This window comes from Limosilactobacillus vaginalis, from assembly GCF_025311515.1.
Lineage (GTDB): Bacteria > Bacillota > Bacilli > Lactobacillales > Lactobacillaceae > Limosilactobacillus > Limosilactobacillus vaginalis.
This window is the reverse complement of sequence record NZ_CP104399.1, coordinates 1805910-1828415: the sequence shown is the minus strand read 5'-3', so window position 1 is coordinate 1828415 and position 22506 is coordinate 1805910. Positions and strand designations below refer to the sequence as shown.

Below are 22506 nucleotides of genomic sequence, written 5' to 3'. Positions count from 1 at the left end.
ATGGATGATTTAAAAAAACAGTTAAGTCAGCCTTCAATTGAAAGCAAGCAGGAGTGGGTCGGTAAATTGATCAGCTACCTGGCAATTATTTTGATTGGTGGATTGGTAGGAACGATCTTAATTTTTCTTACCCTTAAAGGAATCGCGCTCTTTAAGGATAATGGGGTGTCAATCTGGCATTTTTTAACAAGTACTGACTGGCAACCGAGTCACCATCACTATGGCGCATTGCCGATGATCATTACTTCATTTAGTGTGACAGTCTTTTCGGGAATTATAGCCTTACCACTAGCATTGGTGGTTGCAATTGCTATTACAGAAATGCTCCCGAAAAAGACTTATCAGTATCTTCAGCCATTAATTGAATTACTTGTGGGGATCCCTTCTGTAGTATATGGATACCTTGGCTTGACCGTAATTGTTCCTAATCTTCGGCAAGTGTTTGGGGGAACGGGGTTTGGAATTCTGGCAGCAACGAGTGTTCTTTTCCTAATGATTCTCCCAACAATGACGTCAATGATCATTGATAGTTTACAAGCTGTCCCGCAAAAGTATCGGCAAGCATCGGCCGGGTTAGGGGCAACACGGTGGCAGACTATTTCCCGGGTAATAATTCCGAGTGCGAAGAGCGGGATTTTAACGGCAATGGTATTTGGAATGGCACGGACGTTTGGTGAGGCATTAGCGGTCCAAATGGTAATTGGAAATACAACCATTGTGCCAAAGAGCTTGATGGAATCCTCAGCCACGCTCACGAGTGTTTTAACAACGGGAATCGGAAATACAGTGATGGGAACAGCATCGAATAATGCATTATGGTCGCTGGCATTAATCCTTCTTGTGATGTCCTTGACATTTAACTTATTAATGCGGTTGGTAAGTAAGAAAGGAGCAAGATAATGAGTCCAGAGCGAGTTGACAGAATAGCAACTGGGGTAATACTGGGGCTAGCAGGATTGGTCGGGTTGGTAATCCTCAGTTTGTTAATTTACATTTTGGCAATGGGACTTCCCAATATTTCTTGGCACTTCTTAACGGCTAATGCTGAATCATTTGCTGCAGGTGGCGGAATTCGTGATCAGCTTTTTAACTCCCTTTATTTAGTTGTTTTGACCCTAATCGTTTCAGTTCCGTTAGCGCTTTGTGCGGCAATTTATTTGAGTGAATATGCTCCAGAAAATCGGTGGACACAAATGCTTCGGCTGGCAATTGAGGTTTTAAGTTCTTTACCTTCCGTAGTAGTTGGCCTGTTTGGCTACTTAGTTTTTGTCCTGCAGTTTGGTTTTGACTTTTCGTTGTTAGCAGGGGCATTAGCGTTAACGATCTTAAACTTGCCAATCTTGACCCGTAGTTGTGAGGATGCTCTTCAACAAGTCCCGTATTTACAACGGCAAGCGGGACTAGGGTTAGGAATGTCAAAATGGCGCGTCACGACTAAGATTGTTCTTCCTGCAGCACTGCCAGGGATCATTACTGGCGCAATACTAAGTGCTGGACGGATCTTCGGTGAAGCGGCCGCATTAATATATACTGCGGGGCAAAGTTCTCCAGCAATTAACTATGCTGACTGGAATCCTTTTAAGCCAACAAGTTTCCTGAACCCAATGCGACCAGCAGAAACATTGGCGGTTCATATCTGGAAAGTGAATAGTGAGGGGCTAGTTCTTGATGCTCGAGCAGTTTCCAATGGATCGGCTGCGGTATTAATTATTACGATTCTGTTGTTTAATCTTGTTGCCCGCTATGTTGGCCACCGAATTAAGCAACGTTTAGCTAAGTAAGGAGAAACAAATGCAAACAAGTACAGCTTTAGAAACTAAAAACCTTCAAGTCCTTTATGGTGAGAAGCATGTTGCTCACGATATTAACCTAAAGTTCCCCCAAAATAAAATTACAGCATTAATTGGCGCCTCTGGTTCGGGTAAATCGACAGTATTGCGGAGTTTGAATAGGATGAACGATGATTTTGCAACGGTAAAGGGAGAAATTAATTTCCACGGGGTAAATATCAACCAACCGAGAGTTAATGTTTACCGGGTTCGCCAGCGGATCGGAATGGTTTTCCAGCAGCCAACACCATTTCCGATGTCAATTTATGAAAACGTGATCTATGGCCTTAGGTTAGCAGGCGAAAAGGATCGACGGGTACTTGACCAGCGAGTTGAAGAAAGCCTTCGTCAGGCAGCGTTGTGGGATGAAGTAAAGGATCAATTAAAATCTAGTGCGCTTGCGCTTTCGGGAGGACAACAACAGCGACTTTGCATTGCCCGGACATTAGCAGTTCGACCAGAAATTATTCTAATGGATGAACCGACCAGTGCCCTTGATCCAGTTTCAACTTCGCAAATTGAGGATACTTTAGTACAATTGAAAGAGCAATTAACGATTATTATGGTAACCCACAACATGCAGCAGGCATCGCGCTCAGCAGACTGGACTGCATTTATGCATCAGGGACACCTTATTGAGTTTGATAAGACGGCAAATATTTTTATGAATCCACGAGAACAAAAAACCGCTGATTATTTAAGCGGTAAATTTGGTTAGGAGGATGTAGGATGGGTGCAATTTTTAACGATGAATTAAAGCGACTCCGTGGCCACTTTATGGAGATGGGGATCGATGCTAGTGAACAGATTTATCAAGCAACGAAGGCGTTTACAGAGAGCGATACAGTATTGGCAGAGCAAGTCCTAAAAACTGATCCTAAGATTAATGATGAGGAAATTAATCTTGAAAAAGAAGCGCTTAAGTTAATGGCGTTACAACAACCTGTAGCAAGCGATTTTCGAAAAATTATTAGTATTTTGAAGGCAAGTAGCGACATTGAACGGTTAGGCGATTATGCATCCCACATTGCTCGGGCAGCCATTCATTTAAGCGATCGGGAGCATAATGAAGAAATTGAAGAACAGATTGAAAAGATGATGATGATTGTTCGGGAGATGTTAGAACGGGTTCTGGATGCATATGTTTATACTGATGAACAAAAAGCCTATGAGGTTGCTAATGAAGATTTAAAAGTTGACTTAATCTATGTTCAACAGCAACGGGCAATTATGAATGCATTGGTAAAAGCAGGGCAGAACGTTAAAACGTATGGTGATTACCTTTCTGTAATTCGTTACCTTGAGCGTGCCGGCGATCATATTGTGAACCTTGCAGAATGGATTATTTATAGTGGTTCAGGGAAGCTGGTAGAGTTGAACCCTGGAAAGGCTGATCCAACGATGGTTAAACGGAAACTACAAAAATAATCATAGTCCGAATAAAAAAGGGCTGTGACATAAGCTCTATTACTTAGATAAAACACGAACAACGCAGTACACAAATGAGCTCCAGTGCTCGGTAAGATCCGAACTCTGGAGCTCTATTTGTGCTTGCGGGGGCGTGAAAACGAAGTCATAAATGACTTCTGTCACGCTCCCTTTTCGAATGTATTAAAGACGGACCTTATTCCTTCGTAAAATTGAATTCGTCCGCATGACGGAGCGAGTAGCAGAAGTAAATAATTAAGCCAAGAGCGATCCAAGCAAGATATGTTAACCAGGCAGTTAACGAGATGCTAACAAGAAGAACGATACAAATAATAATTGAAAGTACCGGAATTGTTTTACCAAATGGCACCTTGAATGGTCGCTTAAGTTCTGGGTAACGGAGACGCAGGATAATAACAATAAGTGAAATTAACGCGAAAACCATTAGAGAACCGATGTTAGCAATTAATGCCAGGTAGTGAAGGTCAAATTCACCAGCTAAAACCGCTGAAAAGATCCCCACTAACCAGATTGCTCGATTAGGACTTTGAGTTTTAGCATTTACTTTAGCAAGGCCTTGAGGAAGAAAGGCACTTCGACTCATTGACTTAAGAATGTTAGAGCCAGCATAGATAAAGGCAAACACAACTGCCATGATTCCTAAAACAGCCCCCAGGGAGACAATCTCCGCAACGAAACTATGCCCCTTAACAATCAGAACATAGGACATGGCTTCAGAGACATTTAACTTGGTATAGGAAACAACCCCTGTCATAACAAGACTTACTAATACATAAAGGGTGGTAGAGATAATCAGACATAAAATTATTGCCCGGGGAATATTTTTATCAACATCCTTCGCGTCTTCTGCAGAAGTTGCCAGGGCGTCAAAGCCAAGGAACGAGAAGAAAACAGCAGAAGCACCAGTGAAGATTCCCTTATAACCATACGGGAGGAAAGGGTGCCAATTGCTTGGGTTAACGTGCTGAACGCTAACGATAATAAATAAAAGGATGATAAAAACTTTTACCCCAACAAGGAAGTTATTAATTAACTTACTCTCGCTTGTTCCTCGAGTTAGGATAATTGTCATTAAAAAGATCATCAGGACAGCTGGAAGGTTAACATACCCCCCAGCAGCTGGAGTAACTAAGAAACGATGAGGAAGGTTAACACCGAGAACCTCTAAAAATGATTGAACATAACCGGTCCAGCCATTCGCCACCGTTGCTGTGGTAGTAACGTAGACCCCAATTAGTGTCCAGCCGGCCAAAAATGCGACGAACTTACCAATAGATACCCAAGCATAGAAGAAGGCACTCCCAGAATTAGGTAAACTAGTAGTTAGTTCAGAATAACAGAGGCCAATTAATCCACTAGCTAACGCGGCAATTAGGAAAGAAAAGACGATCGCTGGGCCTGAATCTTCCGCGGCGACAATTCCAGTTAATACTAGAATTCCCGTACCAATAATTGCGCCGATACCTAAAATGGAAAGGTCAAAGAGACCGAGAGTTTTCTCGTGCTCTTTACCCTTTGGTAACTGATTTTGCATAATGATGATTCCTTTCAAAAAAATACAGAAAACTGAACCTTAATTTTACATTAAAAATCGCTGTGAATCAAATTGCCGATCCTGTAACCGCTTACTTTAGCTCTTCTTTCAATGAATTTACTTTTATCATTTTATCTTTGGGGTTACGAATCTGCTAAGTTTTATTTTAAAATGGAAATAAAACTTAAAAGGAAGCAGATGGGATAATGGCATTACATAAATTGGTAGTAATCTCTCTTGATTCGATGGGCTTTCGCGATCTCGATGAATTTCGCGAATTCGTTCCCCATCTTGATCAATTAATTAAACGGGGAACGTGGGTTAAACGGGTTAGAGGAATCTTTCCGACCTTAACTTACCCATCACATACTTCAATCATTACTGGCCAATATCCAGCAATTCACGGCATTGTAAACAACACAAAAATTCAACCACAACGCGAATCGCCTGATTGGTACTGGTACCGTAAAGATGTTAAGGCAATGCCGCTTTATGATGTTGCACGTGAAGCCGGCTTAACAACGGCAGCATTTTTGTGGCCGGTTACTGCAGGAAGTAAAATAAATTATAATTTAGCAGAGATTTTTCCTAATCGGATCTGGACGAATCAAGTATTAGCGTCACTTAAAGCAAGTTCGCCACTGTTTCTTTATCAAATGAACCATCGCTACGGAAAACTTCGGCGAGGGATCAAGCAACCATGGCTTGATGATTTTGTGACTGCATGTGCTGTAGATACAATAAAAAATAAGCGCCCAGATCTTACTCTAATTCATTTAGTTGATATGGACAGTATGCGTCACCGGAATGGGGTTCGTTCTCCACAAGCTAAGGCGGCTTTGCAAAGGTTAGATCGTCGGGTAGCAAAGATTATTCAGGCAAGCCGTGATGCGGGGACATATGACGATACTGATTTTGTAATTTTAGGTGACCACTATCAAATCAATGTTGATAAAATGATTCACCTTAACATGGCCTTCGCAAAACAGGGCCTGCTTACCCCGATTAAGGGAAAGTCAACGTACAAGAATAATTGGCGAGTGACCGCTAAAACATGTGACGGAGAAACGTATATTTATACTAAGGGCTATGTTGATCTGAATAAGTTGAAGCAATTAATTGCTGGTGTCGAAGGTGTTGAACGGATTTATAGTGGTGCGGAAGCGGTAAAGCTCGGTGCCGATCCAAAATGTAGTTTTTTAGTTGAGGCCAAACCGGGGTATTACTTTACCGATGAAGTTAATCGGCCGGCAATTGTCGAAAAGGTTGATCCCAGCTCGCTTGGCACTCATGATCGCTACCGTGCTGTTCATGGTTATGGTCCTAACCAGCCTAATTATTTCACAACTGCAATTTTTGTTGGACCAAGCATTAACCAAGGAAAGGAAGTAGAAACAGCCCACTTGGTTGATGAAGGGCCAACATTTGCTAAGATATTAGGACTCCATTATCCTGCACCAACAGCCGGTCAGGTAATTCCTGGAGTAATAAAAAGTGAGGTTAAGTAAGTGAAGTTTAATAAGCAACAGTGGCAATGGATTTTTTATGACTGAGCTAATTCTGGTTACGGAATTTTAGTAGTGACTGCTGTCTTGCCGGTTTACTTTAAGGCTATTGCAAATGAGAACGGGATTAGTGCAACCAATTCAACCGCATTTTGGGGTTATGCGAATAGTTTTGGTACTTTAATTGTGTCATTAATGGCACCGTTACTTGGCGCGCTGGCGGATTACCCTAATTCAAAGCGACGGTGGCTGAATTTGTTTACGTGGGTTGGGATTGCAATGACCTTTGCGTTAGCTGTCGTTCCGATAAATCAATGGGCTGTGTTACTAATTATTTATGTTCTTTCGGTAATTGGTTATTCTGGCGGAAATCTTTTTTACGATAGTTTTCTGACTGATGTCGCTGATAATCAGCAGATGGACGCTGTTTCAATAACCGGTTACGGGATGGGCTATCTTGGTGGTGTCTCGCTTTCATTATTTTTCTTGGTGCACAACTAACTGGTGGTTTTAATGGCCTTTTAAGTAGTTATGGAATTGCCAAATTCAGCTTTATTCTCGCTGCGGTTTGGTGGGTAATTTTTGCTTGGCCGTTGTTAAGAACATGGGCATCAGTACCATAATGTTCAGGCGGTAACCGATCCAGTGGTGGATAGTTTCAAACGATTGGGAAGAACGCTTTATCACGTTAAACAGCACCGAAAGATTTTCTGGTTTTTGGTTGCTTACTTCTTTTATATTGATGGTGTCGATACTATTTTTACAATGGCGACCGCAATCGGGAAGGACCTCGGAATCGAAACAACAATGCTAATGCTTGTTCTGCTTATGGTTCAATTAATTGCATTCCCGTGTTCAATTCTTTATGGTTGGCTAGCTCAGAAGACATCAAACCGTTTAGCAATTCTAGTAGGGATTATCATTTACCTTTTTATTTGTTTAGATGCGTTACGCTTAAAATCATTAGCTGATTTTTGGGTTCTTGCTATTTTAGTTGGGATAAGTCAAGGCGGGTTACAAGCGCTTAGTCGGTCTTATTTTGGCCAGTTGATCCCTAAAGATTCGAGTAGCGAGTTCTTTGGCTTTTATAATATTCTTGGTAAATTTTCCGCTATTTTGGGTCCGGTAATTGTGGGCTTTGTAACCCAATTGACTAATAAATCCACGGTTGGTGCAGCTTCTCTTAGTATTCTTTTCTTAATTGGACTAATCATTTTTCTAATGTTGCCGCGGTTGACTCAAGAAACGAGTGATTAAATGACAAAGATTGATGAGCAGTTTATGCAATCTGTGTTGAACATTGTTGATATTATTCCGTTCGGTCGGGTAGCAACCTATGGGCAAATCGCTAAAATAATCGGTCGTCCCCGAAATGCTAGATTAGTGGGTAAGGCTCTTGGCAAGTCCGGCGGCTATGGTAAACATCCTTGTCACAGGGTAGTAACCGCTACTGGCCGACTTGTTCCAGGATGGTTTGACCAGCAACCAATGCTGATGGCTGAGAAGGTACCGTTTAAGGACGAAAACCATGTTGATATCAAACGATGTCAATGGCGTGGGATCTAATAGTTAGCAGTAATTTCAACTTAAGTATGCTAAAATTAAACCATCTCTGTAAGCGAATACAAGAAGGGTGGGAGCTTGAATGCATGGATTTATTGGCGAATTTTTTGGGACAATGATTTTAATTGTCCTTGGCTGCGGTGCGTGTGCTAGCGTAAATTTAAAACAAAGTTATGGTCGCGGGAGTAACTGGTGGTACATTAGTATCTCCTGGGGACTAGCAGTAACAATGGGAGTTTATGTTGCTGGGTTCCTTGGTTCTCAAGGGCATCTTAATCCTGCGGTAACGATCCCATACGCAATTTTTGGCTTGTTTCCCTGGCATTCAGTGCTTCCTTATTTAAGTGGTCAATTTTTTGGTGCTTTTGTTGGCGCGATCATTGTGATTATTCAATTTTACCCGCAATTTAAGGTCACTAAAACGCCTAAGGAAGGGAATACTGTTGGCATTTTTGCTACGCGGCCGGCAATTAAAAACGGTCTGTTTAACTTTCTTTCAGAATTTATTGCGACCTTTGCCTTTATTTTCATCTTGTTGAATTTAGGCAATTTTACTTCAGGACTAAAACCATTTATGGTTGGCCTTGTGATTGCCGTTATTGGAACTTGCCTTGGTTCAACGACTGGTTTTGCCTTGAATCCTGCCCGGGACTGGTCACCACGGTTAGCCTATACTATTCTTCCCGTACCAAATAAGGGAAAAGGTGAATGGTCATATGCTTGGGTACCAATGCTTGGCCCTTTGGCTGGGAGCCTTTTTGCGTGCTGGATAGAACAATTAGCAACAATCTAAAGAACATCTTGATAGAATAAAATAAAAGAGATCGAAAATTCCAATCAGAATTTTCGACCTCTTTTACTTTAGGATAAATGGTTTTTAGTTTTCCCGAGAGTATGATGCAATATCAGCGAGAATTTCGTTCATAAATGCATCTTGGCTCATTTCGTTTTGTTCCTTTTCACCATACTTCCGTACAGAAACACCGTTATTAGCCTTTTCATCGTCACCAACAACAAGAGTGTATGGAACCTTTTGAGTTTGAGATTCACGAATCTTGTAACCCATCTTTTCGTTCCGGTGATCAACAACAACCCGGATGTTAGCAGCCTTCATCTTCTTAGCAAGTTCATCAGCATATTCACCATGAGCATCTTCATTAACTGGAATAATGTGAACTTGTTCAGGAGCTAACCAGGTTGGGAAGGCACCCTTGTAAATTTCAGTTAAGTAAGCGATGAACCGTTCCATAGTACCAACAACACCACGATGAATCATAACTGGTTGATGTTCCTTACCATCTTGGCCGACATAAGTAAGACCGAAACGTTCTGGAAGCATAAAGTCAAGTTGGATTGTTGACATGGTTTCATCATTGCCAAGGGCAGTCTTAGTTTGAATATCAAGCTTTGGACCGTAGAAGGCAGCTTCACCTTCAGCTTCGTAGTAATCAAGGTTAAGGTCATCCATGGCCTTCTTTAACATTGATTGAGACTTTTCCCACATCTCATCGTTAGCATAGTACTTCTTAACGTTCTTTGGATCACGAAGAGAAAGACGGAAACTGTAATCAGTAATGTCAAAGTCCTTGTAAACGTCCATGATTAAACGAAGAATCTTAGCAAATTCAGAACGGATTTGGTCAAGGGTAACGAAAGTGTGACCATCATTTAAGGTCATTTCACGAACCCGTTGAAGACCAGAAAGGGCACCAGACTTTTCGTAACGGTGCATCATTCCAAGTTCAGCAATCCGTAATGGAAGATCACGGTATGAACGAATATGGTGCTTGTAAATTTGAATATGGCTTGGACAGTTCATTGGCCGTAATTCAAGCATTTCACCATCACCCATGTCCATTGGTGGGAACATGTCATCGCGGTAGTGTTCCCAGTGACCAGAAGTCTTGTAAGCATCGAGGTTCATTAATACTGGAGTGTAAACGTGCTTGTAACCGTCCGCTACTTCACGATCAATGATGTAACGTTCGATTGTCCGCCGAATAGTGGCACCCTTTGGCATCCAGTATGGTAATCCGGCACCAACCTTTGGATCAACGAAGAAGAGATCAAGTTGGTTACCGATAACCCGGTGATCACGTTCCTTGGCTTCTTGACGCTTCTTAAGGTCTTCTTCTAAGGCATCCTTCTTGTAGAAGACAGTACCATAAATCCGTTGGAGCATTGGGTTTGATGACATACCCTTCCAGTAAGCACCGGCAACGGAAAGAAGACGGAGGTTCTTGACAACATCGCCATAAAGGAGAATATCGTCGTCGGCAACTGCCTTGACATCACCAAGTTGGTACATGGCAACCTTGCCATCCTTGGCACTTTCCTTGATCAATTCACTTGAGAAGCGGTCTGCTTCAACTTCTGTTAAAGCATCTTCAACAGGTACTTCGACAAATTCAACTTTTGCATCGTTCTTTGCCATTCCCTTGATAACATCTTCAAGTGCTGGTAATTCGTCAGCAGAAACTTGTTGGTTGTCCTTGTCTGAATCAACATGGAAACCATCTTCGTCAGCGACTGCTTCCCCTAAACGAATTCCCTTAAATTCTTGCTTTAAGGCAACCTTCAACATCAATGCAGAAAGCTTCCGTAATGCTTGTAAACCTTCTTTTGAATCACGATCGATCTTTTTAACTGATCCATCTGGTGACATAACAGCAACTTGAGCCATAAACAATCTCTCCCTTTTTTGTAGTTAAACAAAAAACGTCCCTAACGCTACTAAAGTAATAGCGTTAGGGACGTCAATTATTTTTATAATTAGCGTGGTTCCACCCATCTTCAGGACGTACTGATACCGTCCTCTCTAAGGTGTATTAACGGACACGACCCGACTCGCCTTATTTCGGCAAGCAATAAGTAAAGGTGGTACAACAATAATTAGATCCTCAACGGTGCTTCCAGCCTAGGCACCGACTCCCTAGTAGAGGGTAACTAATGTGCATATCCTTTAATTGCCTATGATTATATCACTGGGAGAACGAATCGCAACCCCTTTTTTGAATTTTATTTAGTGACTAGCAGAGTTTGGTGCTGGTGTAGAGCCAGTGCTACCACCATTATTTCCGTTATTAGATTGACCATTACCAGAATTGTTAGATTGATGGGCATTCCCGTTATTATTGTTCTGGTTTGATTGTGGAGTGCTGTTTTGAGAAGAAGTTGTGTTTCCGCCATTATTGTCGGTTGTGTGTTGGTCTTGATTAGAGTAGTGTTGAGTTCCCCGTGAACCGCCACCGTTATTGGTGGAGTATGAGAATGAATAAGTATCCTGGTCATCATCACTGGTACTAGAAGACTGGTGCTTTTTGTGATGCTTCTTTTTGTGTGACGATGATTTACTACTGGTTGAGACTGTTGTGTCATTGTTATCAGTATTAACAGGGTTTTGTTGCTTGATCAAAAAGACGATGATCATGATCACTAAGATGGCTAACAGGATTGCTAGCAGGATTTTGAAAAGCTTATTTTTTCCCTTAAAATGGGGCATCTTTGGCTTTTTACCGCCCAAGTGGGAACGACGATTGTTATTTGAATCATATAGCTGAACACGGGTAGGGCGTTCATTATTATTTTGATTGTTCAATGAATTCACCTCAAAGTTAAGGATGAGACTTATATTTTCAAAGATATATTATAACATTTTACCGGATTATCAACTGGTTTAGTGCTATTTAGAAGCAAAAAATTAGGGACCGGGAATTACCCCAGCCCCTAATTTTAAATCTTTACTTTTATTTAGGGAGGAAAAGATATAGGAGTTATCTTATGGTTCCTAATATACAGGTAAAGTTTGAAGAATTTGTGAGTGAATAATAAAGGAAGTTTTAATCCTTGCTATCAGCCATCTTTTCTTCCTTTTGACCGAAACCTTTTCCTTCAGCAGCAAAGCGTTTGTCACCACGATATAGTTCAACACAAGTCCAAGCTAAGAGGATAAGGATGATAATAATGGTGATGTAGGCTAAGACATCTGAAGTACCTTTTGACCAAATATCAAATCCTTCATATGTTGAAGGAAGGTTGTAGAGGTTCAAGAAAGTTAATGCAATAACGGAGATCCAACCACAAACTTTAACCCAGCCGCGGTTCTTAAATTCACCCATTTCAACGTCACTGTTAGTCATCATTAACAATGGCAACATTGAGAATGGTAGGGCAAATGCTAAGAATACCTGTGAGTTTTCCATTAGAAGGTTCAAAGCAGTGTGTTGTTGGATAGTTGATTCGCCTGAAGTCATCCCAACACAGATTAAAACAGGGATAACTGAGATAATCCGCGTAACAAGACGACGAGCCCAAAGTGGCATCTTCATGTGAACGAACCCTTCCATAATTACTTGACCAGTTAAGGTACCAGTAATGGTTGAGTTTTGACCAGAAGCAAGCAGGGCAACAGCAAATAGTGTTGAAAGAATACCAGACTTAGCAACTGCAATCAAAATTGGGTTACTGAGCATTGAAGTGTTGTTTAATGCATCGTAAAGGCCGAAGAATGAACTATCTTGAACGGCACCAGTCTTAAATACGGCAACCCCCATGATTAACAGCAATGCGTTAACAACAAAGGCTAATGACAATTGAATATTAGAATCCCAAGTGGTGAACCGGACAGTTTGCCGGATACTATCCAAGTCGTTGTGGTCGATTTGCCGAGTCTGAGAAATTGCTGAGTGGAGGTATAAGTTGTGAGGCATAACAGTCGCACCAATGATACCAAGTGAACCACTTAATGGAGTAATTCCACCGATTTCTGGTGACTTAGCAATTGCCTTAGTAGAAGGCAATAAGCCAGCAAAAGCAGCACCCCAGTTAGGGTGTGACAATGCGACTTGGTAAGCAAAGACAAACAGAATAACTAAAATTAGGCAGGCAACAATTGCTTCGATCTTCCGGAAACCAATCTTGGTTAATAATAGCAATACCAAAACATCAAGAACGGTAATAAATACTGATGGAATCAACGGAATATGGAATAACAAGTTAAGGGCGATTGCGGCACCAATAACTTCAGCAATATCAGTCGCCATGATGGCTAACTCAGTCATGATCCAGAGAATAACACCTAATGCTTTACCGGTACGGGCCCGTGTTGCCTGGGCTAAGTCCATTTGACTCACGATTCCGAGTTTAGCCGCCATGTATTGAAGTAACATCGCAATCAAACTTGAAATCAAGATAGTAGTCATTAAGGTGTACTGGAAACTCTGACCACCGGTAATTGAAGTAGCCCAGTTACCAGGATCCATATAACCCACGGCAACTAATGCACCAGGGCCAGAATAAGCGAATAATGTTCGCCAGAAACCTTTACCATGTGGAACCTTAATAGTTCCGTTAATCTCTTCCAGAGACTTACCGTTAGCATATTCAATTAAATGATGCTTACGGTGTTGATTTTTTGTGTTGTCCACGCCAAATCCACCTTTCATCTTTTTTTGTTAACACAAATTGAACAGATCGGTTAACTTAAATTGATTACTTTTTTAGGGTAACATAAAAAATAATATACTACAACGGAAGATTGCCTATTTGACGGTCTTTGTTAGTGGGATGAGGAAAAGCAAAAGACAAATTTTGGTTGACCTAACGAGGATCAAACCGCTTTCAAAAAGCAAAAATAAAATTTAAAATTCATAAAAATAATTAATTATTTTAAAAAAAGAAACAGAGAATGAAATGACTAAATGGAAGAAAAAATTATGTTAACCGGTTGACATTGAAGCGCTAATTCGATTATAATCAAACGCATAAGTTAAAAGAAATATTTCACAAGCGAGGTATTAGTAATGAAAGCTCTTGTATTAACTGCTGTTAAGAACTTAGAAGTTAAAGACGTTGATATGCCTGAAATTAAGCCTGATGAAGTGCTTGTTCACACTGCCTATGCAGGTATTTGTGGAACCGATCACGCACTCTACGCTGGATTACCAGGTTCAGCTGATGCTGTTCCACCAATTGTATTGGGACACGAAAACTCTGGTGTGGTTGCCAAGGTTGGTTCAGAAGTTAAGAATGTTAAGGTTGGGGACCGGGTTTCTGTTGACCCTAACATCTACTGTGGCGAATGTAAGTACTGCCGGACATCCCGTCCAGAACTTTGTGAACATTTAGATGCAGTTGGTGTTACTCGTGATGGTGGATTTGAAGATTACTTCACTGCACCAGCTAAGGTTGTATACCCAATTCCTGACAGTCTTTCATTAAAGGCGGCTGCGGTTACTGAACCACTTTCATGTGCTGTTCACGGGGTTGACCTTCTTGAATTGCACCCATACCAAAAAGTATTGGTTATTGGTGATGGCTTCATGGGCCAACTTTTCGTTCAAACTTTACTTGCTCAAGGGGTAGAAGAAGTTACCTTGAGTGGTCTTTCTGAAGACAAGTTGAAGTTAAATCACGACAAGTTTGGTGCGAAGACTATTAATACTGCTAAGGGTGAAAAGATTCCTAACGATACTTACGACATCGTCATTGAAGCCGTTGGTCGTCCAGAAACCCAAGAACAAGCGGTTGAAGCAGCTGCTCGTGGTGGCCAGGTATTAATGTTTGGTGTTGGTAACCCAGATGATAAGTTCTCCATTAACAGTTATGAAGTATTCCAAAAGCAATTAACCATTCAAGGTGCTTTCATTAACCCTTACTGCTTTGAAGATGCAATTGCTTTGATGGGTTCAGGTAAGGTTGATGTCTTACCATTGCTTTCTCACGAATTTGACCTTAAGGAAGTTGATGACTTTGTAAATGGTCGAATTGATGGTGTTTCTAAGGCTGTTGTTAAGTTAGCTGGGGAAGAAGCCTAAAGACAAGTTGAATTTTATAAAAAAGATTGAGTTTAGAACGAGCTCAATCCTTTTTTTTTCTCAAAGGTTGACACGGTGTCACCGAAATGTTACTGTTAATTTAACGAAAAGTGACACGATGTCAACCGATCAACGGGGGAATTAAAATGCCAAGCACAACTTTCTTAAATTTAAATGAGGATAAAAGGAAAAAGGTCGTTCAATCGTTATTACTGGAGTTTAGTAACCATAGTGTTTCTGATGCACAGGTTGCACGGATTGTTAAAGAAGCGGGAATTGCTCGTGGGGCTTTTTATAAGTACTTTAATGATTTGCAAGATGCATATGCTTACCTTTACCAGCAAGCAATGGTTGAAATTCATAAAAAGATCACGAATAGTAGCCAGATACTTAGCGCGGAAGAGTACTGGAAACAGATTAAAGATTTTTTAGATGCTGTTAATGGCAGTCCGTATCAAGATTTGATTCGGCTTCATTTTCAAGTAAATGAAAGTCTAGTTAAACCAAGTCACACTAAGGCTCCGCAACCAAAGGACAGTCGAGAGTGGGGAGTGATGGTATTAAGTCATGAGGCAATCAAGGAGAGCCTCCAAACTCCAGAGAAGGAAAAGCAGATTATCGAACGGTGTTACGAAGCAATTCGACTTCTAACACAGAAAGCGTGATTTAGATGTTTTTAGCAATCAAGGAAATTTTACATGAAAAATTTCGCTATGGCCTAATAATGGCAATGTTTATCCTGATTAGTTATTTGATGCTGATTTTAATGGGATTAATGTTGGGACTAGCGAACGAAAACACCGCAGCAATAAAGTCTTGGGGTACACAGACAGTATTTTTGAATAAGGATAGTAACGATAGCCTTAGTCAATCATTAATTACAAAGGATCAAATTAAAAGCCTTTCTAAAAATGATGCGCTTGTCGGGGCAACTCCAGTGGTTATCGAAACAACCGATAAAACAAATCACCATAAGGAAAACATCCAGTTTGTTGGTTTAGCTCGTGATCAATTTATTTACCAGGATCGGTTGGAATTAGTTAGTGGACACCGGGCAAAGAATGATCACCAGATTGTATTGGATGAAAGTTTGAGAGATAAGGGATACCGCTTGGGAAAGAAGGTTACCTTAAATTCACTTTCCCCAAAATATGAAGTTGTTGGCTTTGCAAAAAATGCAAAACTGAATATTGCACCAATTGCATACGGAAGCTTAGGAACATGGCGAAATTTAAAAGGAGTAAATAATTCAATTGTTGCTAGCGGTGTTTTTAGTAACCAAAAGCAGGCAGCTAGCAATGAACCCAAATTGGCTCACTATACCGCAAAAGAATTTATCAATAAGTTGCCGGGTTACCGAGCTCAGAATACAACCTTTATCTTTATGATTTCATTTTTAATGGTAATTTCATTGATTATCATTGCTGTTTTCCTCTATATCTTAACAATGCAGAAAATGGCTCATTTTGCAGTCCTTAGAGCTCAAGGGGTTCCAGCAAAGCACTTAGTTAGTTCAACGCTAGCTCAAGCAGTAATCTTAGTCTTTGTTGGTGATGTTGGAGGAATTATCTTAACTGAACTGACTTCACTGATGTTACCAACCACGGTACCAATCTTGATGAACTGGCCCTTAATTTTAGGATTATCTGCTGTGATGATTGTTTTAGGAATACTTGGTGCGTTATTACCTGTAAGACTAATTCTTAAGATTGATCCAGTTGAGGCACTTAATTAAGGGGGGGAAGAATTATGGAAACAGCCATAAAGTTAGAGAATGTAAATAAGTCCTTCGGTAAGGGAATCGGTAAAGTTCAGGTATTAAAGGATGTTAATTTTGCGGCCAATCTTGGTGAACTATGTTTAGTTCTTGGGCCTTCTGGTTCTGGTAAAAGTACATTTCTTACGATTGCGGGAGGCCTTCAAACACCGGATAGCGGGAAAGTAATCATTGATGGTCAAGATTTTTTGAGTCTCCCGAGTAAGAAACGGGATCAATTTCGGTTAAATAAAATTGGCTTTGTCCTTCAATCGTATAACCTGTTACCATATTTAAACATTGCTGACCAATTTAAGCTGGTTCAGCAGGTAAAGGAAGATGGCAACATGGATCAAAAAGAATTCCATCAATTACTTGATGAACTTGGAATTGAAAAACTATTAAAACAGTATCCGGCCGAACTTTCTGGTGGGCAAAATCAACGGGTTGCAATTGCCCGAGCACTATATACTGAACCACAAATTGTTTTAGCTGATGAACCAACATCTGCTCTTGATAGCGATCGGGTGGAAATGGTTGGAAAACTATTAAAAGAATTAGCTGCTGAGCGAAACAAGGCGGTAATCGTAGTAACTCACGATCTTCGGTTACGTCAATTTGCCGATAAGATTTATCAATTAGAGGATGGCAAACTAAAGCGCGAAAAAGTTCCCCAATAATTTCCCGGGAAATGATAATAAGATTTAATTTAGAATTATCCAAGGTAATTTTATAAGAGCGGTAACCTTGATATAATCGTTATATTAATGAGCGTTTAGATAAAACAGTTAAGGAGGAGACTATGGCCTTTCTGGAATTAAAGGATATCCGCAAAGCATATTACCTAGATAAACAGAAATTTCCCGTTCTTAAGGGAATTGATCTTTCTTTTGAGCGTGGCGAATTTGTTTCGATTCTTGGGGAATCCGGTGGTGGAAAGTCCACTTTAATGAATATTATTGGGGGCTTAGACCGTAATTTTAAGGGGAAAGTGATCGTTGACGGGAAAATAATTGATCACAGTAAGGAAAAGCAGTTGGACAACTATCGGCGCTCAACTGTTGGTTATATTTACCAGTCGTATAACTTAATTTCTCACCTAACAGTTCTTGATAATGTTTTGATTGCTCTTGATATGACAACCTTAGATAAAGCTGCTCGACGAAAACGGACATTAGAACTGCTAGAGCGAGTGGGGTTAGCTGATCAAGTTAATAAGCACCCCAACCATTTATCTGGTGGTCAAAAGCAACGGGTAGCGATCGCGCGAGCACTAGCTAATGATCCTCAGTTAATCATTGCTGATGAACCAACGGGGGCCCTTGATTCTGAGAATACAAAAGAAGTATTGAACCTTCTAGATGATATTGCAAAGGACGGGAAACTAGTAATTGCCGTTACCCACTCACAAGAAGTAGCGGATCATGGGACCCGGATTGTTCATCTTGCAGACGGAAAAATTGATGGAGATGAACGGCTTAGACCCGCATATCCAATTCCGGATGATCCAGAGCATCTTCAATCACGGGTCCTTCCGGCAATGGCAAGCTACCGGACCTCATTTAAGCATTTGATGTATAATTTTTGGCGAAATTCGCTAATAATGCTTGGAACAGCAATTGGTATTTTTGCGGTCCTCCTGTTCAGCGGATTGGGGAATGGTGTAAATGGCTATATGCAAGACCAAATTAATTCGTTAGCCAATCCCCGGAGTATTACCATCCTAAAAAACACCACTGGGAAAAAGATGACCCAGGATCAACTACAGATGTCTACCCAGAACATGATGGCGGATCCGCAATCGATGTTTATTAAACAAAGTGAGATTAATCAAGTGAAGAAGATTGCCGGAATATCCTCTGTCGAAAAGGGGTATATGTTACCAAGTTACCGGCTTTCGTATAAGGATCTCCAACAAAGCGGCACTTCAATGGAAAGCTGGACTGATGCAACCACAACTAGGGGAATTACTAAGGGTCATAAACCAGGTAATGGTGAGATCGTCCTTACTAAACAACAAGCAATCCAATTAAGCAGTGCTAAAAAGTATCGGCAATTAATTGGAAAGACAGTTAAGCTTAGTTTCAACTGGGTTGATGTTTCAGGGAAGCCAGTTCAAGCAGAGGGGAATGTCAAAGTATCAGGCATTTCTAATGGTACTAGTGTGAGGACTTCGATTAATTCCGCAACGCTAACCAGGATGATTCGCGAAGCTAATGGTAGCGTCCAGCCTAACTTTCTTTCTGTAAATGTTAAGGATCTAAACCAGGTCCAGACTGTTGCTGATCGGGTTAATAATTTACGGAATGCCCAGAATAAGCGAATCCTAGGTGCAATGACGGTCGGCTCAATTTTGAAGACTGTTAATACCTACGTTAAGTTAGCCTCTACCCTGCTTGCTGCCATTGCTGGAATTTCATTGCTTGTTTCGGCCTTGATGATTATTGTAACAATGTACATGTCAGTTTCAGAGCGGACCAAGGAAATCGGCATTTTACGGGCACTCGGTGAACGAAAAAAGGATATTCGCCGACTGTTCACATCCGAATCGTTGTTTATTGGATTCTTTTCCGCAATTTTGGCCCTGATCATTGTCTTTATTGCCACATTAGCAATTAATCATGGCCTATATCACTTGATTAAATATAATATTATTCAAATTACTTTTGGTAATATTGCTTTTGCCTTTATAGTAGCGTTGGTTATTTCATTCTTGGCAGCTCTATTGCCAGCCCGGCGAGCAGCTAACTTGAATCCAATTGATGCGCTTGCGGCAGATTAAAAGATCAGAATCGAATAATATTGAATAGGGGGCATAATCGATTAGTCATGACTGACGATCGGTGGTGCTCCTTTTCTTATGTTTAATATACTATTTTGACTAAAATGACTATTATCATGATAAAACTGTAAAAATATTTTTAGGTTATCCGAAAATGGCAGTATAATAGACAATGGAGGTGTTAGGAATGACGACGGTTTATATCCAAGACAAAGAAAACGCAACTCAAGAATTTAATTGTTCTGATGGTTCCACTGGTGTACTTAAAGTGGAAGATTTAACAACGACACCAACATATTATTTTAAGTTTTATGCTCATAGTCACCCGAGTTTTCGGTTAACCGATAATGACTTTCATGATGGAAAGAAAGTTGTGATTCGGGACATCATGGCGAAAGATCAAATTGCTTTAAAGTTTACTTAGTTTCTGTGGATAGTGGGACGCTAGGTAAAAATTAAATATAATAAAACGGGCGGGAATGTGATAGGAGTCGTTTGTGGCTTCATTTCACGTCCCCGTCCGTTTATTTTCCGTTAGAAATTACCGATGGATTATTTGCTCTGCGTGTGAAAGCACATCTGCAATCAGCGTCATTACTTGTGGATCTTCGAGGCGGTAGATAATCGTTTTTCCATCGCGTCGCTGTTCGACCAAATTAAACTTGCGGAGTAGCTGCAGTTGGTGGGATACCCCTGATTGTTCCCACTTCATCCGTTGACTAATTTCCGTTACGCTCATTGAATCTTGAATTAAGAGATATAGTAATTGCAGTCGTTTCGGATTACCAAGTAACTTAAATAATTGACTAATCTCCTCTATGTCAGCAAAAGCTCTCCCCGTTTGACTAATCATGTAATCACCCTTTTCACTATCTAAACTCAGGCCAAAACATATCAATACATATAACTCTATTATATAACAAATGCGCTTAAGTATGATTCTTTTATCATGCTTAAGCGCATTATTTTAATGATTTAATTATTTGATTAGAGAACGATTCGTTGACCCGCAACAATTCTGTTTGGATCAGAAATGTTGTTTAAGCGAGCCAAAGTTTCGTAGCTCATTCCATACCGGGCAGCGATTGCGGAAAGGGTATCGCCAGCTTGGATGGTGTATGAACCACCGTTGCTTGATGAGCTTGCTGCATAATGATGGCTTGTGTAACCTGAAGTACCAAGGTTAAGAGTCTGACCAACATAAATCCGGTTTGGGTTAGAAATGTTATTCAAGCGAGCCAGAGTTTCGTAACTCATTCCATACCGGGCAGCGATTGCGGAAAGTGAGTCACCGCTCTTAACGGTGTAGGATCCAGCAGATGAAGCAGTGGAATGGTTAACAACATTGGAAACGGTAGAAGTAGAACCAGAGCCTAATCTTAATACTTGGCCAACATAGATCCGGTTTGGGTTGGCAATGTTGTTCAAACGAGCCAAGGTTTCGTAACTCATTCCGTACCGGGCAGCGATTGCAGAAAGCGAGTCACCAGCCTTGACGGTGTAACTACCTGCTGAAGTAGTACTAGTAGTTACTTGGTGAGTAGAATTAGCTGTAGTTGAGTTAGCACTTAGTTTCAATACTTGACCAACATAAATCCGGTTTGGATTAGAAATGTTGTTCAGGCTTGCCAAAGATTCATAATTGGTACCAAATTTGTTAGCAATTCCGGAAAGAGTGTCACCGGATTGAACGGTATATGTACCTGTAGCACTAGAACTGGTGTTAGCAGTATTGCTTGAAGTATTAGTGTTAGTTTGTGAACTGGCTTGTTGCCGGACAAGGAGCCGTTGACCAACGTAAATCCGGTTTGGATTACTAATATCGTTTAATGAAGCAAGGTGGTTAACGGTAGTACTGTAGCGGTTAGCAATTCCAGAAAGGGTATCACCGGATTGAACTGTGTAGTAACCGGTATTACTTACACTCGAACTGCCACTATTGTAACTGCTGTTATCACCGTTATTGTTCTTATTAGTAACGACCTTACCGGAGAAAGCAACTGAGTCAAGTTGGGTTAAGTTATATGTCCGAATAAGGTTAATCAATGCGTTTGCATAGCTAGGATCTGTTGCGTAGCCGTCTTGACGAAGCTTGTTAGCAACTGAAACGTAATTAGTATCGCCAAGCAGGTTCCGGTAACGACTATTAACATTGAGGAACCGCCCATGATCGGTTACTGATTCAGAGTTGTTAGCGTATGCCCGGAAATTAGCGTTAACGTAAACTGAGCGACCGCCGTAGACTTCCCGAGTCCGCATTACTACTGAATGACCATTGTAAGAACCCTTAATCCCGAAAAGGTTATGGGCACTAGTTGATAAGCTTGACCGTCCCCAGCCACTTTCAAGAATTGCTTGGGCCACGGTAACGGATGGGAGAACTCGATATTGGTTCCAACCATCAATTGCCCCTTGAGCAACACTTTGGATAAACTGTTGTGAATGAGCGTTACTGCTAAAGTGAAGCGAATTTAAATCAACTGAAGATGCTGGAGCTTGAGCTGCATAAGCTGCCGTTGTGTTAGCTGAAGCAGCTGCTGATTGCGGAGCGACTGCAGAACTCGTAGCACTTGTTGGTGCGGAGCTTGCAGAAGAAGCTGAAGCAACGGTAGAAGTGGCAGCACTAGCAGCGCTAACTGCAGCGCTCGTTACCTTAACGTTTGAGGCTGCAACGGTTGCAGAAACAACTTCACTATTACTGCTGGTGTTGGCGCTTTGACTGGCAACATTATCAGCAGCACTGCTGTCAGTATTGTTACTATTAGAATTAGTATTAGCGGTAACTTCAGTGGCGTTATTGCTGGTTTGTTGCGTTTCATCGGCATGAGCTACAGCACCGGTTGCTGTTAGCAAGGTAACTGCAGTTAAACCAGCGAACATCCATTTTCGACCGCTCTTATACATTTTATAATGCGTTGTCGAATTTGTTAGTTCTGATCGATTCATTTTTCTGACTCCCCCTAGAAAAACTTCTTGGAACTTTATTAACTAATCGAACAATAATCAAAAGGTAATAAAAAGTAAAAGTTTTTAAGAAGTTATTAAGATTTCAAACTAAATAAAAAGTATCATTAATATGTTAAAAGAGCAAGTAATTTTAACATTTATCGTTATTATAAAAACAACGATTATTTATTCTTATCAATCGAAAGATATATTTCTAAATAACTTCTATTAATAAACACTATATCACTAGTTGTTTAATTAAAATTATTTTGTTTAACCCCAGAGCTTGATATTAGGATATAATGAAAAACAGTTTGAGAAAGATTG

19 protein-coding genes and 1 pseudogene are annotated in these 22506 nt (G+C 40.7%); 14 read left to right on the top strand and 6 right to left on the bottom strand.

The features are described from left to right. Genes pstC through phoU form a run of 4 tightly spaced genes read left to right on the top strand, consistent with a single transcriptional unit; the run spans window position 1 to window position 3257 of the window. Window positions 1-900, top strand: coding sequence for a phosphate ABC transporter permease subunit PstC (pstC, locus tag N4627_RS08920; protein ID WP_003716378.1), 900 nt, complete (start codon window positions 1-3; stop codon window positions 898-900). Further along, complete coding sequence (gene pstA / locus N4627_RS08915) at window positions 900-1781, top strand: phosphate ABC transporter permease PstA (protein WP_003716379.1); 882 nt, start codon at window positions 900-902, stop codon at window positions 1779-1781. The genes pstC and pstA overlap by 1 nt, the downstream gene beginning before the upstream one ends. Window positions 1782-1791: 10 nt before the next feature. Then, a complete protein-coding gene (gene pstB, locus N4627_RS08910; RefSeq protein ID WP_003716380.1) occupies window positions 1792-2547 on the top strand; it encodes a phosphate ABC transporter ATP-binding protein PstB in 756 nt (251 codons plus the stop codon). 11 nt (window positions 2548-2558) lie between these two features. Continuing rightward, a complete protein-coding gene (gene phoU / locus N4627_RS08905) occupies window positions 2559-3257 on the top strand; it encodes a phosphate signaling complex protein PhoU (RefSeq protein ID WP_003716381.1) in 699 nt (232 codons plus the stop codon). Window positions 3258-3453: 196 nt separating this feature from the next. On the opposite strand, the gene N4627_RS08900 is transcribed toward phoU, so the two are convergent. Next, window positions 3454-4812 (bottom strand): APC family permease, encoded by a 1359-nt coding sequence (locus tag N4627_RS08900; RefSeq protein WP_260964773.1) that lies wholly within the window; start codon window positions 4810-4812, stop codon window positions 3454-3456. Window positions 4813-5018: 206 nt separating this feature from the next. Here N4627_RS08900 and N4627_RS08895 point away from each other — a divergent pair, with 206 nt between their 5' ends. The 4 genes and pseudogenes from N4627_RS08895 (at window position 5019) to N4627_RS08880 (ending at window position 8673) form a co-directional block, all read left to right on the top strand. After that, on the top strand, window positions 5019-6320 hold the full coding sequence (locus N4627_RS08895) for an alkaline phosphatase family protein (protein ID WP_260964772.1): 1302 nt from the start codon (window positions 5019-5021) through the stop codon (window positions 6318-6320). Further along, a pseudogene (locus tag N4627_RS08890) lies at window positions 6321-7574 on the top strand (MFS transporter). Next, complete coding sequence (locus tag N4627_RS08885) at window positions 7575-7883, top strand: MGMT family protein (RefSeq protein ID WP_098044470.1); 309 nt, start codon at window positions 7575-7577, stop codon at window positions 7881-7883. 79 nt (window positions 7884-7962) lie between these two features. Then, the gene (locus N4627_RS08880; RefSeq protein ID WP_098044471.1) at window positions 7963-8673 is read left to right on the top strand and encodes an MIP/aquaporin family protein; all 711 of its coding nucleotides are present in this window, start codon (window positions 7963-7965) and stop codon (window positions 8671-8673) included. 84 nt (window positions 8674-8757) lie between these two features. Here N4627_RS08880 and thrS read toward each other — a convergent pair whose 3' ends face one another. The 3 genes from thrS to N4627_RS08865 all read right to left on the bottom strand — a co-directional run bounded on the left by thrS (window position 8758) and on the right by N4627_RS08865 (window position 13324). Beyond that, window positions 8758-10563: a threonine--tRNA ligase gene (thrS, locus tag N4627_RS08875; protein WP_003716388.1), complete on the bottom strand. Its 1806-nt coding sequence runs from the start codon at window positions 10561-10563 to the stop codon at window positions 8758-8760. A gap of 339 nt (window positions 10564-10902) precedes the next feature. Beyond that, window positions 10903-11478 carry a hypothetical protein gene (locus N4627_RS08870; RefSeq protein WP_098044472.1) on the bottom strand — a complete coding sequence of 192 codons (576 nt, stop codon included), beginning with the start codon at window positions 11476-11478 and terminating at the stop codon, window positions 10903-10905. 241 nt (window positions 11479-11719) lie between these two features. After that, window positions 11720-13324 carry an Nramp family divalent metal transporter gene (locus tag N4627_RS08865; protein ID WP_260964771.1) on the bottom strand — a complete coding sequence of 535 codons (1605 nt, stop codon included), beginning with the start codon at window positions 13322-13324 and terminating at the stop codon, window positions 11720-11722. A 357-nt stretch (window positions 13325-13681) separates the two neighbouring features. Between N4627_RS08865 and N4627_RS08860 the strand changes: the two genes are divergently transcribed. The 6 genes from N4627_RS08860 to N4627_RS08835 all read left to right on the top strand — a co-directional run bounded on the left by N4627_RS08860 (window position 13682) and on the right by N4627_RS08835 (window position 19657). Beyond that, window positions 13682-14695 carry a zinc-dependent alcohol dehydrogenase family protein gene (locus N4627_RS08860; RefSeq protein WP_003716391.1) on the top strand — a complete coding sequence of 338 codons (1014 nt, stop codon included), beginning with the start codon at window positions 13682-13684 and terminating at the stop codon, window positions 14693-14695. Window positions 14696-14841: 146 nt separating this feature from the next. Then, complete coding sequence (locus N4627_RS08855) at window positions 14842-15360, top strand: TetR/AcrR family transcriptional regulator (RefSeq protein WP_260964770.1); 519 nt, start codon at window positions 14842-14844, stop codon at window positions 15358-15360. A 5-nt stretch (window positions 15361-15365) separates the two neighbouring features. Continuing rightward, the gene (locus tag N4627_RS08850) at window positions 15366-16430 is read left to right on the top strand and encodes an ABC transporter permease (RefSeq protein WP_003716393.1); all 1065 of its coding nucleotides are present in this window, start codon (window positions 15366-15368) and stop codon (window positions 16428-16430) included. A 14-nt stretch (window positions 16431-16444) separates the two neighbouring features. After that, window positions 16445-17131 (top strand): ABC transporter ATP-binding protein, encoded by a 687-nt coding sequence (locus N4627_RS08845; RefSeq protein ID WP_003716394.1) that lies wholly within the window; start codon window positions 16445-16447, stop codon window positions 17129-17131. Window positions 17132-17253: 122 nt separating this feature from the next. Continuing rightward, window positions 17254-19233 carry an ABC transporter ATP-binding protein/permease gene (locus tag N4627_RS08840; protein WP_003716395.1) on the top strand — a complete coding sequence of 660 codons (1980 nt, stop codon included), beginning with the start codon at window positions 17254-17256 and terminating at the stop codon, window positions 19231-19233. A gap of 187 nt (window positions 19234-19420) precedes the next feature. Then, a complete protein-coding gene (locus tag N4627_RS08835) occupies window positions 19421-19657 on the top strand; it encodes a hypothetical protein (protein ID WP_040530635.1) in 237 nt (78 codons plus the stop codon). Between the two features lie 117 nt (window positions 19658-19774). On the opposite strand, the gene N4627_RS08830 is transcribed toward N4627_RS08835, so the two are convergent. Then, window positions 19775-20086 carry an ArsR/SmtB family transcription factor gene (locus tag N4627_RS08830; protein WP_040530638.1) on the bottom strand — a complete coding sequence of 104 codons (312 nt, stop codon included), beginning with the start codon at window positions 20084-20086 and terminating at the stop codon, window positions 19775-19777. A gap of 134 nt (window positions 20087-20220) precedes the next feature. Further along, window positions 20221-22179: a LysM peptidoglycan-binding domain-containing protein gene (locus N4627_RS08825; RefSeq protein WP_260964769.1), complete on the bottom strand. Its 1959-nt coding sequence runs from the start codon at window positions 22177-22179 to the stop codon at window positions 20221-20223. Between the last annotated feature and the right edge of the window lie 327 nt (window positions 22180-22506).